At 67.7% G+C, this 15,109-nt stretch carries 12 protein-coding genes; 4 read left to right on the forward strand and 8 right to left on the reverse strand.

Features of this window, described 5'->3' with window-relative positions; all coding sequences use genetic code 11:
- The first annotated feature begins 302 nt into the window (after positions 1–302).
- The 4 genes from ABIN76_RS00005 to ABIN76_RS00020 all read left to right on the forward strand — a co-directional run bounded on the left by ABIN76_RS00005 (position 303) and on the right by ABIN76_RS00020 (position 5,639).
- Positions 303–770 (forward strand): Fur family transcriptional regulator, encoded by a 468-nt coding sequence (locus ABIN76_RS00005; protein WP_346957673.1) that lies wholly within the window; start codon positions 303–305, stop codon positions 768–770.
- Positions 771–794: 24 nt separating this feature from the next.
- Complete coding sequence (locus ABIN76_RS00010) at positions 795–2,303, forward strand: catalase (RefSeq protein WP_346957674.1); 1,509 nt, start codon at positions 795–797, stop codon at positions 2,301–2,303.
- 92 nt (positions 2,304–2,395) lie between these two features.
- The gene (locus ABIN76_RS00015; RefSeq protein ID WP_346957675.1) at positions 2,396–3,601 is read left to right on the forward strand and encodes a polysaccharide pyruvyl transferase family protein; all 1,206 of its coding nucleotides are present in this window, start codon (positions 2,396–2,398) and stop codon (positions 3,599–3,601) included.
- Between the two features lie 7 nt (positions 3,602–3,608).
- The gene (locus ABIN76_RS00020; RefSeq protein WP_346957676.1) at positions 3,609–5,639 is read left to right on the forward strand and encodes a DUF6541 family protein; all 2,031 of its coding nucleotides are present in this window, start codon (positions 3,609–3,611) and stop codon (positions 5,637–5,639) included.
- A gap of 183 nt (positions 5,640–5,822) precedes the next feature.
- Here the strand turns inward: ABIN76_RS00020 and ABIN76_RS00025 are convergent, their stop codons facing one another.
- The 8 genes from ABIN76_RS00025 to ABIN76_RS00060 all read right to left on the reverse strand — a co-directional run bounded on the left by ABIN76_RS00025 (position 5,823) and on the right by ABIN76_RS00060 (position 15,039).
- Positions 5,823–6,734 (reverse strand): ABC transporter ATP-binding protein, encoded by a 912-nt coding sequence (locus ABIN76_RS00025; RefSeq protein ID WP_346957677.1) that lies wholly within the window; start codon positions 6,732–6,734, stop codon positions 5,823–5,825.
- A complete protein-coding gene (locus ABIN76_RS00030; protein WP_346957678.1) occupies positions 6,724–7,497 on the reverse strand; it encodes an ABC transporter permease in 774 nt (257 codons plus the stop codon). The genes ABIN76_RS00025 and ABIN76_RS00030 overlap by 11 nt, the downstream gene beginning before the upstream one ends.
- Positions 7,494–8,258: an ABC transporter permease gene (locus tag ABIN76_RS00035; protein ID WP_346958024.1), complete on the reverse strand. Its 765-nt coding sequence runs from the start codon at positions 8,256–8,258 to the stop codon at positions 7,494–7,496. Before ABIN76_RS00035 ends, ABIN76_RS00030 begins: the two co-directional genes overlap by 4 nt.
- A gap of 92 nt (positions 8,259–8,350) precedes the next feature.
- Positions 8,351–9,340 carry an ABC transporter substrate-binding protein gene (locus ABIN76_RS00040; RefSeq protein ID WP_346957679.1) on the reverse strand — a complete coding sequence of 330 codons (990 nt, stop codon included), beginning with the start codon at positions 9,338–9,340 and terminating at the stop codon, positions 8,351–8,353.
- A gap of 278 nt (positions 9,341–9,618) precedes the next feature.
- Entirely contained in the window at positions 9,619–11,193 is a 1,575-nt protein-coding gene (locus ABIN76_RS00045) for an amino acid permease (protein ID WP_346957680.1), read from the reverse strand.
- Positions 11,194–11,402: 209 nt separating this feature from the next.
- Positions 11,403–11,810 carry a DUF779 domain-containing protein gene (locus ABIN76_RS00050; protein WP_346957681.1) on the reverse strand — a complete coding sequence of 136 codons (408 nt, stop codon included), beginning with the start codon at positions 11,808–11,810 and terminating at the stop codon, positions 11,403–11,405.
- Positions 11,811–11,913: 103 nt separating this feature from the next.
- Positions 11,914–13,437 (reverse strand): aldehyde dehydrogenase family protein, encoded by a 1,524-nt coding sequence (locus tag ABIN76_RS00055; protein ID WP_346957682.1) that lies wholly within the window; start codon positions 13,435–13,437, stop codon positions 11,914–11,916.
- A gap of 165 nt (positions 13,438–13,602) precedes the next feature.
- Positions 13,603–15,039 (reverse strand): GAF domain-containing protein, encoded by a 1,437-nt coding sequence (locus tag ABIN76_RS00060; RefSeq protein WP_346957683.1) that lies wholly within the window; start codon positions 15,037–15,039, stop codon positions 13,603–13,605.
- Positions 15,040–15,109: the final 70 nt, after the last annotated feature.

Here is a 15,109-nt window from a genome sequence, read left to right on the forward strand (position 1 = left end):
CTCACAACCGGCGCTCCAAACCCGAACGCTCCCTCACAACCGGCGCTCCAAACCCGAACGCTCCCTCACAAGAGGTGAGGTGGCGTTCGGAAAGTTTCCGCCAAACCTGAGGGAGCGTGTCCCCGTTCCCTGCCAAACCTGAGGGAGCGTGCCCCCGTTTACCGCCAAACCTGAGGGAGCGTGTCCCCACTCACCGCCAAACCTGAGGGAGCGTGTCCCCGTTTACCGCCAAACCTGAGGGAGCGTTCGAAATAAGCAGAACCTTATTGTGAACTGCTAAAAATAAGTGCTTGAATGGGGCCATGACGGATTTGGTGGACGGCAGCGAGGCGTGGGCCGCGGCCCTGCGCGCCCACGGCCGCCGGGTGACGAAGCAGCGGCTGGCCGTGCTGGCCGCCGTCGAGCGCCATCCGCATTCGCCGGCGGAAAGCATCCTTGCCGCCGCCCGCGAAGACCTGCCCGAACTCACCGCCCAGTCCGTCTATGTGGTCCTTGGCGACCTGACCGCACTGCACATGCTCCGGCGCTTCGAACCTCCCCACTCGCCTGCGCTGTATGAGACGAGGGTGGGCGACAACCACCACCACGCCGTCTGCATCAGCTGCGGCCGGGTTGAGGACGTCGAATGCGCCGTCGGCCACGCGCCGTGCCTCACCCCCCACTGGGACTCGGGCTCCAAGCCCATGACCATCCAGATCGCGGACGTCCTATACCAGGGCATCTGCGAGGAATGCCAGCGCACCCAAAAACTCCCCGCCGACCGTAACTAAGTTAGAAACAGAAATAGGAGAATGATGACTCAGAACATCTCTGCGCCCGCAGTGTCCACGACACAGTCCGGTGCCCCCGTCACTTCCGACGCCCACTCGAAGTCCGTCGGTGCTGACGGCGCGATCGTCCTGACCGACCACTACCTGGTGGAGAAGCTCGCCCAGTTCAACCGCGAGCGCGTGCCGGAGCGTGTGGTGCATGCCAAGGGCGGCGGCGCCTTCGGCACGTTCACGACCACGGGGGATGTCTCCCAGTACACCAAGGCCGCGCTGTTCCAGCCGGGCACCGAAACGGACATGCTCATCCGCTTCTCCTCCGTCGCCGGCGAGGCAGGCTCCGCCGACACCCTCCGCGACCCGCGCGGCTTCGCCGTGAAGTTCTACACCTCCGAGGGCAACTACGACCTGGTCGGCAACAACACCCCGGTGTTCTTCATCCGCGACGGCATCAAGTTCCCGGACTTCATCCACTCGCAGAAGCGCCTCCCCGGCACCCACCTGCGCGACGCCGACATGCAGTGGGATTTCTGGACCCTCTCCCCCGAGTCCGCCCACCAGGTCACCTGGCTCATGGGCGACCGCGGCCTGCCGGCCTCCTGGCGTGAAATGCAGGGCTACGGCTCGCACACCTACCAGTGGATCAACGCCGCGGTCGAGCGCTTCTGGGTCAAGTACCACTTCAAGTCCAACCAGGGCGTCAAGTCCCTGACCGGCGACGAGGCAGAAGAGCTGGCCGGCGCGGACGCGGACTTCTACATCCGCGACCTGCAGGAAAACATCGACGCGGGCAACTTCCCCTCCTGGGACCTGCACGTCCAGGTGATGCCCTACGAAGACGCCAAGACCTACCGCTTCAACCCGTTCGACGTCACCAAGGTATGGCCGCACGGCGACTACCCGCTGGTCAAGGTCGGCACCATGGAGCTGAACAGGAACCCGGAGAACTACTTCGCGCAGATCGAGCAGGCCACCTTCGCGCCGTCGAACTTCGTGCCGGGCATCGCCGCCTCGCCGGACAAGATGCTGCAGGCCCGCATCTTCTCCTACGCCGACGCGCACCGCTACCGCGTGGGCACCAACCACGCCCAGCTTCCGGTCAACCTGCCCAAGAGCCAGGTCAACAACTACAGCCAGGACGGCGCGGCGCGGTACCACTTCAACGCCCCCTCGGTGCCGGTGTACGCGCCGAACTCCTTCGGCGGCCCGGCTGCCGTGGAACCGCAGAACCCGGCCGGCGGCTGGGAGAACGACGGCGAGCTGACGCTCTCCGCGCACTCCCTGCACGCTGAGGACGGCGACTTCGGCCAGGCCGGCACGCTGTACCGCGAAGTGTTCGACGACGGCGCCAAGGCCCGCCTGCTGGACACCCTCACCGGTGCGGTGGGCGGCGTCAAGAGCGCGGCCATCAAGGAACGCGCCATCCAGTACTGGACCAACGTCGACGCCGAGCTCGGCGCGAAGCTGCGCGCCAACCTGGGTGCCGCCGCCGGCGCTGCCACCTCGGACGCCGAGGCTGCCAACAAGATCGGCTAATTTCAGCCTGCACCAAAGAACGCCCCGCCGCGGTTCTCCGCGGCGGGGTGTTCTTTCGCTCACAGCGCGGGCACGCCGCTATAGTCTGTTGAGTGAATTCGGGAATCATTTATCTGGTCGGCACTTCCGGCCACCCCAACTTCGGCGACGAGTTTATCGCCGCCGCCTGGCTCAAGCACCTGGCCGCGGCCCGGCCCGACGCCGACGTCTGGCTCGACTGCCCCCAACCGGGCATGGCCCAGGTCCTCTTCGAGGGCCTGCACCCCCGGCTCCGGATCACCAATACGCTCTGGCGCCTGGTGCACGACACCGCCGACCTCCCCGCGGATGCGGCAGCCAAAACCATCCGCGAACGCATCACCAACTTCGGCACCCCCGCCTACGACCTGGGCATCCTCAAACTCCGCGAAGCCGAGTCGCTGCACCTGATCGGCGGCGGCTATGTCAACGGCACCTGGCCGCACCACGCCGGACTGGTCGAGGGCATGCGCGCCGTCAGCGAAGCCACCGGCGCCCGGCTCTACGCCACCGGCCAGGGCCTGATGCCGGCACTCCCGGCGGCCGACACCCAACCACCCCTTTTCGGGGGTTTCCACTACGTTAGAGCCCGGGACGAGCCCAGCGCTGCGGCCCACGGTCTGGAACGTGGCCTGGACGACGCGTTCCTTGGCATTGCCGGGGAAATTGGCCGCAATAACGCCCCGGCCGGGCTTTACGTCTGCATCCAAAGCGACCTGGCCGACCCCGGACGCTTCCAGGCCGCCGTCGACATCGCACGCACCCAGGTGGATCTCGCCGGCCGCCGGGGAGTCAAGGCCTATTACGTCGAGGCGATCCCCGGCGTCGACCACGCCGCCTACGAGCGCCTCGCCGACCGCATCCCGGAGAGCCGGTTCATCCCGTTCAGCCGCGTCTGGACCAACGGCCTGCCGCTCTCCGCACAGCAGACCTGGGTCACCAGCCGCTTCCACCTGCACCTGCTGGCCGCCGCCGCGGGTGCCCGCGGCATCGCCGTCGGCGTGAAAAAGGACTACTACGACGTCAAACACGAGTCCGTCGCGGCCCTGGGCAGTGGCTGGACTTTAGCCCTCGGCGACGAGTCCCCCGCCATGCCCGAGCAGCCCGGCGCGCTGGCAGCCAACCTCCCCGCCCTCCTCGAACAGAAACGCACCGAAGCCCAGACACTTTACCCGGCACTGTCCGGCCAGGGCGGGGCTCTGACCGCCGGAGCCGCCAAGCTGCTCAACAAGACGCTGGCTGTTTCCCTGAAGAACAAGATCCGGTCCGGAGCGCGCTGACACCCCTATGCTGACTTGGCTTCCCGGGCTGCTCCCGCACGCCCTGACCGTGGTTCTTCTGGTCGGCGCGTTTTTCCTCCCGGGGGTGCTGGTGCTCCTGCCGCTAAAACCGGGCTGGCCTGCGGCAGTTGCCCTCAGCCCGGCCGTGACCTTGCTGGTTTTCCTGGCCGGAAGCCTGGCGGCTGACGCCGTGGGCGTGCCGTGGAATGCTGCCACGGCCGCCCTGAGCGCCGTGCCGCCGGTGGTGGCCGCCTGGCTGGTTGGGAGGCGGCTCAGCCTGACCTCAAGCCTGTGGCCTGCCCGTCTCCGCTGGCCGGTGAACCTGGCAGTCGGCGCGGGCGTGCTGACCGGTTCGGCGGTGACCTGCCTGGCGCTGCTTCGGGGGATCGGCAATCCGGCCGCCGCGTCGCAGGGCTGGGATCCCATCTTCCACCTGAACGTGCTGCGCTGGATCCAGGAGTCCGGCAGCGCCACACCGTGGGGCGTGGCTCCGGTCTTCGGTTCCGGCACTTATTACCCCGCGGGCTGGCACAGCGTGGTGTCGCTGGTCCCGGGCAGCGTGGCGGAAACAGCCAACCTGTCCTCGATCGTCATCGGTGGCCTGATCTGGCCGATCGGCCTGACGTTTCTGGCCTCGGCGGTCCTGCCGCGGCATCCGCTGGCGTGGGCGCTGACGCCGCTTTTCGCGGCGTCCTTTGTCAGCTTTCCCTACTCCCAACTCCTCCGCAGCGGCCAATGGCCCAACGGGCTCGCCACCGCCCTGGTCCCGGCTGCCCTGGCCCTGGGTGTCCTGCTGCTGCGGCGTCTGGCCTCCGCCGAGCGGGCCGGCACGCCGGCCAGGGAGTATGCGCTCCTGGACGCGCTCCTGGCCGCGGTCTTGGGCGGCTGTGCGGCCGCGCACCCGAGTGCCGTTTTTGCCACCGTGATTGCCGCGCTGCCTTTCGTGGCGGCGCACGTCCTGCCGCCGCTGCTGCGGGGCGCACGACGCCGCCCCGGGATGGCGGTCGCGGTGGGCGCGGCGGCGGTTGCTGCCGCCGCAGCGGCCTACGCCGTGCTGGCCCATTCCCAGTTGCTTGCCGGTGTGATGGCCTACCCGCGCGCGGTGCGGGCCCAAGTCCCGGATTCACTGCTGCTGGCGTTCTTCGACCTTCCGAGATTTCCCGCGCTGTCCCCGCCCGCGCCGGACGATTTCAACCTCGCGGTGGGGCTTCTGGTGATCCTCGGCGGTGCCGTGGCTGTCTTCATCAGGGGCGCGAGGCCGCTCACCGTCGCCTGGCTGGCCTTTGCCGCGCTCTATGTTCTTGCCGCCGGACCGGAGAACGCGCTGCGGTGGCTGACCGGGTTCTGGTACAAGGACACGCAGCGGATCGCGCCGTTCATCGCGATGACAGGCAGCCTGCTGGCGGCCCTGGCCGTCGCGGTGCTGGCGAGGGCAGCGCACCGTGCAGTGGCGGCGCGGCTGCCTGCCGCCCGCCTCGGCGGCAGGTACGGCAGGTGGCCTGTCCCGGGGGTGCTCGTCGCGCTGTCCGTCGCCGTCGTGATGTACGGCATGTACACGGCCTCGGGCGGCTTTCGGTCAGTGGACCGGGTGGCGGTGGCCGCGCAGAACTACGAGGTATCCGCGCGGGCCGGCACCGGTGTCCTTTCGAGGGGTGAACAGGCCTTTATCCAGCGGGCCGGTGCGATGCTTCCGGCCGACGCGGTGGTGATCGGGGACCCTTTCAACGGCGAGACGTACTTCTACGCCCTCACCGGGCGGCATGTGGTGTACACGCAGCTCGGTGCCCCGACGGCCGGGAGTGCTGCCAAGGAACTGCTCCGGACCGGGTTCAACCGGCTGGCCACGGACCCGTCGGTCTGCGCGGCCTTGCGCAAGGTCGGTGCCACGCACTTCTACGAGGACGCCCCGGGTGGATCCCACGGCACGGTAAGCCTGAAGCGGTGGCCCGGCTTCTACAACGTGCCCACCGGCCGCGGCTTCGAGAAAGTGGCCTCGGCGGATGGCCGCACCCTGTACAGGATCACGGCCTGCGGCTAGCCGGGACCCCCCGCTTTCCAGGCAGTCGCAGCCTTTCCAGGCAGCCGCCGCGGCTAAACTTCCGCGGCGCTTCCGGACACCCGCGCCCCTTGCGGACCGGTGCACCCCGGATCCGGGGTGCACTGGTCCGCTTCCGTAGCGGAAATCGGGTTCTGTAGCGGAAGTCCCGGGCCGGCCGGGCGGCTAGGCGCCGCCGGTGCCGGAGGCCGCCGTCGGGCTGGCCGGCGTCGGCGTTGCTGCGGGAGCCGACGACGGCGTGCCGGCCGCCGCGGGCCGGTGCCCCTTCTTGGCCAGTTGGATCTGCTCGTAGACGTGGTGGCGGAGCTCGGTGAAGCGCGGCAGCGAACGGGTGTTCAGCTGGTCCCGTTCGGCCGGAAGGTCGATCACGATGTCCTCCTGCACCACCGTCGGGGAGCTGGAGAGGATGATGACCCGTTCGCCGAGGTAGACGGACTCGTCGATGTCGTGGGTCACGAAAAGCACGGTCACGCCCAGCTTTTTCCACACCGTCCGGATCAGGTCCTCCAGGTCCGCGCGGGTCTGGGCGTCCACGGCCGCGAACGGTTCGTCCATCAGCAGGACCTCGGGCTGGTAGGCGATGGCGCGGGCGATCGCCACGCGCTGCTGCATGCCGCCGGAGAGCTGCCAGGGGTAGGAGCGCGGCACGTGCGCCAGGCCCACCGCCTCGAGGGCCTCGTCGACCAGCCGGTCGCGGTCAGCCTTGGGCACGCCCTGGTTCTTCAGCGGCAGCTCCACGTTGTCCCGGACCCGCATCCAGGGGAACAGCGAGCGGCCGTATTCCTGGAACACCACGGCCATCTTCTTCGGCGGCCCGGACACCCGCTTGCCGTCCAGCAGTACTTCGCCCTCGGTGGGCGCCATCAGGCCAGAGATGCACTTCAGCAGTGTGGTCTTGCCGGAGCCGGAGGGTCCGACGAGGCAGGCGAGTTCGCCGGCTCGAAGGTCGAAGGTGAGGTTGCGGACCGCCTCGATGTCGCCGCCGTCGGTCTGGTAGACCTTCTTCAGGCCGCGGACGGAGAGCATCGCCTCCGGCAGGGTCTTCCCGGACGGGGCCGGAGTGGGGTCAGGCTGCATTTTCTACCTCTTTCTGGCCGTGGTACCAGCGCAGGATGTTCCGCTCGGCCCACTGGAAGATGAACGACATCGCCACGCCCAGCAGGCCGAGCACCACAATGCCGGACCACATTTCCGGGATCGCGAACGAGCGCTGGAACTGGACGATGGTGAAGCCAAGCCCCGAAGACGAGGCAAACATTTCGGAAATGACCATCAGGATCAACCCGAGCGACAGGGACTGGCGGACGCCGGCGAGGATCTGCGGGCTGGCCGAGGGCAGCACCAGGTAACGCACCCGGGCCCAGCCGTCGATGCCGTAGGTGTGGGCCGAATCCGAGAGGACCCCGTCCACGGCACGGACGCCTTCAATGGTGTTCAGCAGCACCGGCCAGACGCAGCCGGAGATGATGACCGCAATCTTCATGGAGTCGGTGATGCCCATCAGCAGGATCAGGACCGGGACCAGCACGGGCGGCGGGATGGCGCGGAAGAATTCGAGCGTGGGTTCGAGCAACGCGCGGAGCCATGTGACCGAGCCGATCAGCACCCCGCCCACGACGCCGATCACGATCGCCGCGACGACGCCGATCAGGAGCCGGGCGACGCTGGGCAGCACATCCGAGAAGAAGCGCGGACCGAACCAGACCTCGCCGAACTTGTTGACCAGGGCGGCCGGGGTGGGAACGAAGAAATTGACCGTTCCGAGGGTCGAGACCCACCAGGCCAGGACCAGCAGTACCGGCAGCGCGAGGACGTAGGCCGCCGTTTTCAGTGCTTTCATACGATCACCTCGGAACGGACAGAGGAATGCCAGGACAGGGTCTTCTTTTCGATGAACCGCATCAGGACGTTGATCAGCACACCAATCAGGCCGGTGGCGAGCACCAGGGCGTACATGCCGGAGATGGCGCCGCCGGATTGCGCGAGGGCGATCTCACGGCCCAGCCCCGGCGAGCCGATCACGAGTTCCGCCGTGATCGCCAGGACCAGCGCCACCGTGGCAGCCAGCCGCACACCGGTCATCAGGTAGGGCAGCGCCGTGGGGAACACGACATAGCGGATCCGCGCCATCCACCCCAGCCCATAGGTCCTGGCGGTGTTGCTGGCGACCATGTCGACGTCGGCCACCCCGTACAGGACCTGGATGAGGACCTGCCAGAAGGCGGCATACGTGATCAGCATGAGCGACGACTCGATCTTTACGCCGAAGAGCAGCACCGCCAGCGGGATGAGGGCCACGGACGGAATAGGGCGCAGGAACTCCACGGTGGAGTTGGTTGCCTTCCGCAGGAAGCTGCTGGAGCCGATGATGAAACCCAGCAGCACGGCGAGGGCAACCGCGATGACCAGGCCCAGGAACCAGGCCATCATGGTTTCACCGACCGACACCCAGAACGCGGTCAGGCTGAAGTCGAGGGCCAGCGCGGCGATGACTTCGCTGGCCGGCGGGAGGTAGCGCTCGTCGATTATGCCCAGCCGGGGAATGAGTTCCCAGGTGGCCAGGAACCCAAGAATCCCGACCACGCCGAGCAACTGCTTCACGGGAAGCTTGCGGCCGGACCGGCGGCCCCGTCCCCCGCCGGGGACGGCACCGCCGGACACCACGCCGTCGGAACTGACGGAACTCACGGAACTCACGGGAGGAGGTCGCCTGCGTTCGGAGCCTTGGACAGCGTCCCGTACTTGGCGGCGGCGTCGCCGAGGGTCTTGAACGCGTCCTTGTTGAACTCCACCCGGTAGCGGGGCAGGATCATTTTGGCCCGGGTGGCTTCGTCAATCTTGGTGTAGGTGCCCACGATGTCGCGGACTTCCTGCGGGTGGGCCTGGGCGTATTCGAGGGACTTGTTCATGGCCCGGGTGAACTTCTGGGTCAGCTCCGCCTTGTCCTTGATGGTGTCCGCCTTGGTGAAGTAGCCGGCGATGTCCAGCTCCGGGCTCATGTCCACAAAGTTGGAGGAAATGATCTTGCCGCCCTCGGCAACGGCCTTGGACAGGAAGGGTTCCAGGATCCAGGCCGCGTCCACCTGCTTGTTGGTCAGCGCGGCGGGGGCGTCCGGGAAGGCCACCTCCACGAACTTCACGCTTGCGGGGTCGCCGCCGGCCTTTTCGACGACCGACTTGATGGTCGTGTCGCCGATGTTGGAGAGGTTGTTCACCGACACGGTCTTGCCCGCGAGGTCCTTCGGGGACTGGATGCTGGAGCCGGCCGGGACGACGACGCCGCCAATGTCCTTGCCCTTCTCGCCCGTGGTCGAGGCGCCGTTGGCCACGAATTTCAGGTCAAGGCCCTTGTCCTTCGCCACCATGACCGAGATCAGGTTGGAGAAGGCGAAGTCGAAGCTGCCGCTCACCACGCCGGGGACGATCGCCGCGCCCCCGGTGGCGGTCTGGATATCCAGCTGGATTCCTTCATCCTTGAAGAAGCCCTGCTTGCTGCCCAGATAGATGGGGGCGCAGTCCACGATCGGGATCACGCCGACGCTGACCTTGGTAAGGTCCCCGCCGCCGCCGGTGGCGCCGCCGGATGCGCTGCCCCCGCCGGTGGAACTCGGCGATCCGCTGCCGCAGGCCGACAGTGCAAGGACCGAGGCGGCCGCCAGCACGCTGATAATACGACGTTTCATGTTCACTCCTATGTGCGCATTGGCCGCGGGAATGACAAGCCCCCAGCCCGAGTGTTCGCTCCTCGAACAAACGTTCAAAATCACGACTATCTCCACCATACTGTGATGCCGGCCACATGGAGACCATTGTTACGGATAAGTGATATCCGAGGTCCTGAGCACTCGCAGGGAAATCGGCCGCAACGATGCCGCGCACACAGCAACGCGGGGCCACTTACGGCCGGTCCGGGCAGGCCGGACGGACCATTAGTGGCCCCGCGTTGGGGTTCGGGGCGAGGCTAGGAGCGCGTGACTGCGTCCTCGTCCTCGACGGCGGCGGGCTGGGCGGACGGCTGCGTATCCGGTCCGGCGGCGGGGCCGTTGACGGCGGCCCGTGCCTCGGCGAACTTCTCATTCAGCCGGGAGTGGCGCTGCCCGTAGGCGAAGTAGATCGCGATGCCGAGGACCAGCCAGATGGCGAAGAAGATCCAGGTTTCCACCGCCAGGTTCGTCATCAGGTACAGGCACAGGACGGCCGAAACGACCGGGAGGACCTTCCCGAACGGAACGCGGAAGGCCGGCTTGAGGTCCGGGCGCTTGCGGCGCAGCACCAGGATGCCCAGGCTGACCATCACGAACGCGGAGAGCGTGCCGATGTTGATCATTTCCTCGAGCAGGTCCACGTTGGTCAGTCCGGCCACGACCGCCACGGCGGTGCCGCAGATGATCTGCAGGCGTGCCGGCGTCGCCCGGATGGTGGAGGTCTTGGACAGCGAGCGCGGCAGCAGGCCGTCGCGGCTCATGGCCAGCACCACGCGGGAGAGGCCCATCAGCAGCACCATAATCACGGTGGTGAGGCCCACGAGCGAGCCGAAGGCGATGACCTTGGCGGCGTCGGTGTTGCCCACGGCTTCGAAGGCGGTGGTCAGCGTCGGGTTCTTCGCCTCGGCGAGCTTGGTGTAGGACACCATGCCGGTCAGCGCGAGCGACACGAGGATGTAGAGCACGGTGACGATCGCGAGACCGCCGAAGATACCGCGCGGTAGCGTCTTCTGCGGGTTCTTGACCTCTTCAGCGGAGGTAGCGACGACGTCGAAGCCGATGAAGGCGAAGAAGACGAGGGCAGCGCCGGCGAAGATGCCCAGCGTGCCGTACTGGGCCGGGGCCGCTCCGGTGAGGAAGCCGAAGAAGGACTGCTTGAGCACGTCCGTGGCGCCGGTGCCGCCGGTGGGCTCGGAGGCCGGGACGAACGGGGCATAGTTCTCGAACTTCACGTAGCTGAAGCCGACCACGATCACGAAGAGCACGACGGCGATTTTGATCAGGGTGAACACGTTGCCGACGCGGGCGGACAGCTTGGTCCCCAGGACCAGCAGGACGGTGAACACGGCGACGATCAGGAAGGCGCCCCAAAAGAGGTCGACGCCGGCCACGGAGATCGACGGCGGGACGTCCAGGCCCATCAGCGCGAACACCTTGCTGAGGTAGATGCCCCAGTACTTGGCAATCACGGCGGCGGCGGTGAAGAGTTCGAGGATGAGGTTCCAGCCGATGATCCAGGCGAGCACCTCGCCCATGGTGGCGTAGGTGAACACGTAGGCGGAGCCGGCCACGGGGATCGCAGTGGCGAACTCGGCGTAGCACATGATCGCCAGGGCGCAGGTGACGGCGGCGATCGCGAAGGAGATGGTCACGGCAGGGCCGGCAAAGTTGGCGGCAGCCTTGGCCCCGACCGAGAAGATTCCGGCGCCGACGGCAACGGCGACGCCCATGATCATCAGGTCCCAGGTGCTGAGCGAGCGTTTCAGCTTGCGTCCGGGCTCATCGGCGTCGGCGATCGACTGCTCGATGGATTTGGTCCGGAAAAGGTTCATAGGAAAGTCCAAAATCTCGGTAGCTGGTTGGAAACAGACCTATTAATAGTAGTGTCCATCCACTGGACGGCCGCTTTAATCCCACATTCTGAGACACAGGAAAGCGCGAACGTACACTTGGGGCCCTCTTCGGAAGGGCCCCAAGTGTACGTTCGCGCTCAGAGGTTCAGCGCTCAGGCGTGCGCGCTCAGGGGTTCAGGCGGGCCAGTTCAGGCGGGCCAGTCCATCAGCGTCGAGCGGATGAGGAATCGCTTACCCTCGGGTGCCTCGACCGAGAAACCGCTGCCGCGGCCGGGCACGACGTCGACCGTCAGGTGGGTGTGGCTCCAGTAGTTGAACTGCTCCTTGGACATCCAGAATTCCAGCGGCTGGGGCTGCACGCCGTCCGAGATGTCGAACAGGCCCAGCAGCACGTCCGAGTCGCCGGTGAGGAACTCCCCCGCCGGGTAGCACATGGGCGAGGAGCCGTCGCAGCAGCCGCCGGACTGGTGGAACATCAGCGGGCCGTGCTGGAGCCAGAGCTTGCGCAGCAGCTGCACGGCCTCGGGGGTGAGGGCCACGCGGGAAAAGTCCTCGCCGGCCAGCGTCACGGCGGCGTCGAGCCTGGTCTCGGTCATCGGATCTACTTCCTGTAGGTGGGAACTGAAGTCACCGCGGAACGGCGAGGCGGGGAACGGCGAGGCGGGGCGGACCAGCCCGGTCCGCCCCGCCGTCGTCGGCTTAGAAGAAGCCGAGCTTGTTCTCGTTGTAGCTGACCAGCAGGTTCTTGGTCTGCTGGTAGTGGTCCAGCATCATGGCATGGTTCTCGCGGCCGATGCCGGAGGACTTGTACCCGCCGAACGCGGCACCGGCCGGGTAGGCGTGGTAGTTGTTGACCCACACACGGCCCGCCTGGATCTCCCGGCCGGCGCGGTAGGCGACGTTGCCGTTGCGGGACCAGACGCCGGCGCCGAGGCCATAGAGGGTGTCGTTGGCGATGCCCATGGCGTCGTTGTAGTCGCTGAAGCGGGTCACGGAGACCACCGGGCCGAAGATTTCCTCCTGGAAGATCCGCATCTTGTTGTGGCCCTCGAAGATGGTGGGCTGGACGTAGTAGCCGCCGGCGAGGTCGCCGGACAGCTCGGCGCGGGCACCGCCGGTGAGCGCCTTGGCGCCCTCCTGCTTTCCGATGTCGATGTAGGACAGGATCTTCTCAAGCTGGTCGTTGGAGGCCTGGGCGCCGAGCTGGGTATCGGTGTCCAGCGGGTTGCCCTGGATGATCTTCTGGGTCCGGGCCAGCGCGTCGGCCATGAACGAGTCGTAGATGCCGTCCTGGACCAGGGCGCGGGACGGGCAAGTGCAGACTTCGCCTTGGTTGAACGCGAACAGGGTAAAGCCTTCAAGGGCCTTGTCGTAGAACGCGTCGTTGGTGTCCGCGACGTCGTTGAAGAAGATGTTGGGGCTCTTGCCGCCCAGTTCCAGGGTGACCGGGATCAGGTTCTGGGATGCGTACTGGCTGATCAGGCGGCCGGTGGTGGTTTCGCCGGTGAACGCGATCTTGCGGATCCGCGGGCTGGAGGCGAGCGGCTTTCCGGCCTCGACGCCGAAGCCGTTGACGACGTTGATGACGCCCGCGGGCAGCAGGTCGCTGATGAGTTCCATCAGCACCAGGATCGAGGACGGGGTCTGCTCGGCCGGCTTGAGGACGACGGCGTTTCCGGCGGCCAGCGCGGGGGCCAGCTTCCAGACGGCCATCAGGATGGGGAAGTTCCACGGGATGATCTGGCCGACGACGCCGAGCGGCTCGTGGTAGTGGTAGGCGGTGGTGTCGTCGTCGAGCTGGGACAGCCGGCCCTCCTGGGCGCGGACCGCGGAGGCGAAGTAGCGGAAGTGGTCCGCGGCGAGCGGGATGTCGGCGTTGAGGGTTTCGCGGATCGGCTTGCCGTTGTCCCAGGATTCGGCGACGGCGAGCATCTCGGTGTTCTCGTCGATCCGGTCGGCGATCTTGTTCAGGATGGCGGCGCGCTCGGCGACCGAGGTTTTGCCCCAGGACGGGGCGACCTTGTGCGCGGCGTCCAGGGCCAGTTCGATGTCCTCGGCGGTGCCGCGGGCGACCTCGCAGAACGCCTTGCCCGTTACCGGGGTGATGTTTTCGAAGTACTGGCCCTTGACCGGGGAAACCCATTCGCCGCCGATCCAGTTCTCGTAGCGGTCCTTGAAGGTGACCTTCGAGCCCTCGGTACCGGGCTGTGCGTAGACAGTCATTGCTAGCTCCTTTGCTGTGCAAGATGGGTGGCGGAAGCGGCCGGGATTACTGCGGCCGCCGCTGGCACCAGCCTAGGAGCGGGGAGGTTGCGAGCAGGTTGCAACCATGTGAGCCGAATCACGCCGGTTCGCGTGGGGCCGTCCGCGGTGCGGGCGGCGGCTGGCTCAGGCGCTCAGCTCAGCGTCGAGCCGCTCCAGGTCCGCGACGACGGCGGCCCGCTTGGGCGAGCGCGGCGGCAGCAGCTTCAGCGCGGCGGTGCGGACCCCGACGTCGTCCCGTGCCTCCGGCAGCTCGGCGTACTTCAGCAGCGATTCGGCGCTGCCGTCGGTCAGCACCGCCTCGCGCAGCAGGGCCGAGACGCGGCTGCGCAGCTCGGCGATGCCGGGCGCCTCGGAACGCGGCAGCACCGCGCCGCGGTAGATTTCCAGCGCGATCCGGTGCGCGCCGCGCTGCAGGCAGCTGAGGACCTGGCCGGAGTCCGGCACCAGGTCCACCGGGAGCCGGTAGGGCCGGGACTCCGGGACGGCATCCGGGTTGAGCTGCTGCAGGACCTTGCGCAGCCGCACCATCTCGGCCCGCAGGGTCATGGTGGAGCCATCGCGCGGGTAGAGCAGGGCGCTCAGCTCCTCCGCGTTGAGTCCTTCCGGATGCATGCTGAGCAGGGCAAGGATTTCGCTGTGCCGGGCGGACAGCGTGACGGTGCTGCCGTCGATGCTCAGCACGGCCTGGTCGCGGCCGAGCAGCTGCAGGCTGTTGCGGTACAGGCTGCCGGGCGCCCGGGAGCCCATCCCGGCGGCCTTTGTGCCGGCGCCCGACGCGGCGCCGGACGCGGCGCCGGACGCGGCGGCGGTCGGCCGGCGTCGGACCGGGGCGGCGTGCCGGGCGGCGGCGAGCTGGAGCCGCTCCACCCGCAGGTGGGCCTGAGCGGCGGCGACGGTCGCCTCGACCAGGGACAGGGCGTGCGGCGCGACGGCGGATTCGGTCCCGGTGATGTCCACGACGCCCAGCAGGGCGCCGGAATCCGGGTCGTGGAACGGCACGGCTGTGCAGCTCCACGGATGAACGGAGCGTTTGTAGTGTTCGGCGCCGGCGATCTGGATGCCGCGGCCCAGGGCCAGCGCGGTGCCGGGCGCGCTGGTGCCGACGGTGGCCTCGGACCAATCGGCGCCGGGGACGAACATCATCCCTTCGGCGCGGCGCTGCATGGCGGGGTCGCCCTCCACCCAGAGCAACCGGCCCACCTCATCGCCAACGGCCACCAGCATGCCGCTGTCGTGGCTGGGCCGGACCAGGAGTTTGTGGATCACGGGCATGATCGCGGCCAGCGGGTGCTGCCGGCGGTATTCCTCGAGTTCCTCGCGGTCCATGGCCAGCGGGGCTTCGGGGTTGTCAGGGTTGGCGTGCAACTCGGCGGAGCGCTGCCAGGATTCCCGGATCAGGCTGCGCAGCCCGGGCAGTGGCGCCCCGGCCAGGCCAAGGGAGTCCAGCTGCTCATGCCCCGCGCGGGCATGCTGCTGGCGCAGCTCCGGGCTCTGGCTCTGGCCGAAGCCGTGGCCGTGGCCGGAACTGCGCGGGGCTGCCTGCTCGACCGGATTCCTCATTGAACTCCCACCTGACGGGCACCTTTTCAGGGCGCGACTGCATGCCGACGGCAGCGTCGTCCGGCCCAGT

This window comes from uncultured Arthrobacter sp. (assembly GCF_964021775.1).
Lineage (GTDB): Bacteria > Actinomycetota > Actinomycetes > Actinomycetales > Micrococcaceae > Arthrobacter.

Coding starts and splice junctions, on each gene's coding strand:
- ABIN76_RS00005 (WP_346957673.1), top strand. CDS start 303: ATGACGGATTTGGTGGACGGCAGCGAGGCGTGGGCCGCGGCCCTGCGC.
- ABIN76_RS00010 (WP_346957674.1), top strand. CDS start 795: ATGACTCAGAACATCTCTGCGCCCGCAGTGTCCACGACACAGTCCGGT.
- ABIN76_RS00020 (WP_346957676.1), top strand. CDS start 3,609: ATGCTGACTTGGCTTCCCGGGCTGCTCCCGCACGCCCTGACCGTGGTT.
- ABIN76_RS00025 (WP_346957677.1), bottom strand. CDS start 6,734: ATGCAGCCTGACCCCACTCCGGCCCCGTCCGGGAAGACCCTGCCGGAG.
- ABIN76_RS00030 (WP_346957678.1), bottom strand. CDS start 7,497: ATGAAAGCACTGAAAACGGCGGCCTACGTCCTCGCGCTGCCGGTACTG.
- ABIN76_RS00040 (WP_346957679.1), bottom strand. CDS start 9,340: ATGAAACGTCGTATTATCAGCGTGCTGGCGGCCGCCTCGGTCCTTGCA.
- ABIN76_RS00045 (WP_346957680.1), bottom strand. CDS start 11,193: ATGAACCTTTTCCGGACCAAATCCATCGAGCAGTCGATCGCCGACGCC.
- ABIN76_RS00050 (WP_346957681.1), bottom strand. CDS start 11,810: ATGACCGAGACCAGGCTCGACGCCGCCGTGACGCTGGCCGGCGAGGAC.
- ABIN76_RS00055 (WP_346957682.1), bottom strand. CDS start 13,437: ATGACTGTCTACGCACAGCCCGGTACCGAGGGCTCGAAGGTCACCTTC.
- ABIN76_RS00060 (WP_346957683.1), bottom strand. CDS start 15,039: ATGAGGAATCCGGTCGAGCAGGCAGCCCCGCGCAGTTCCGGCCACGGC.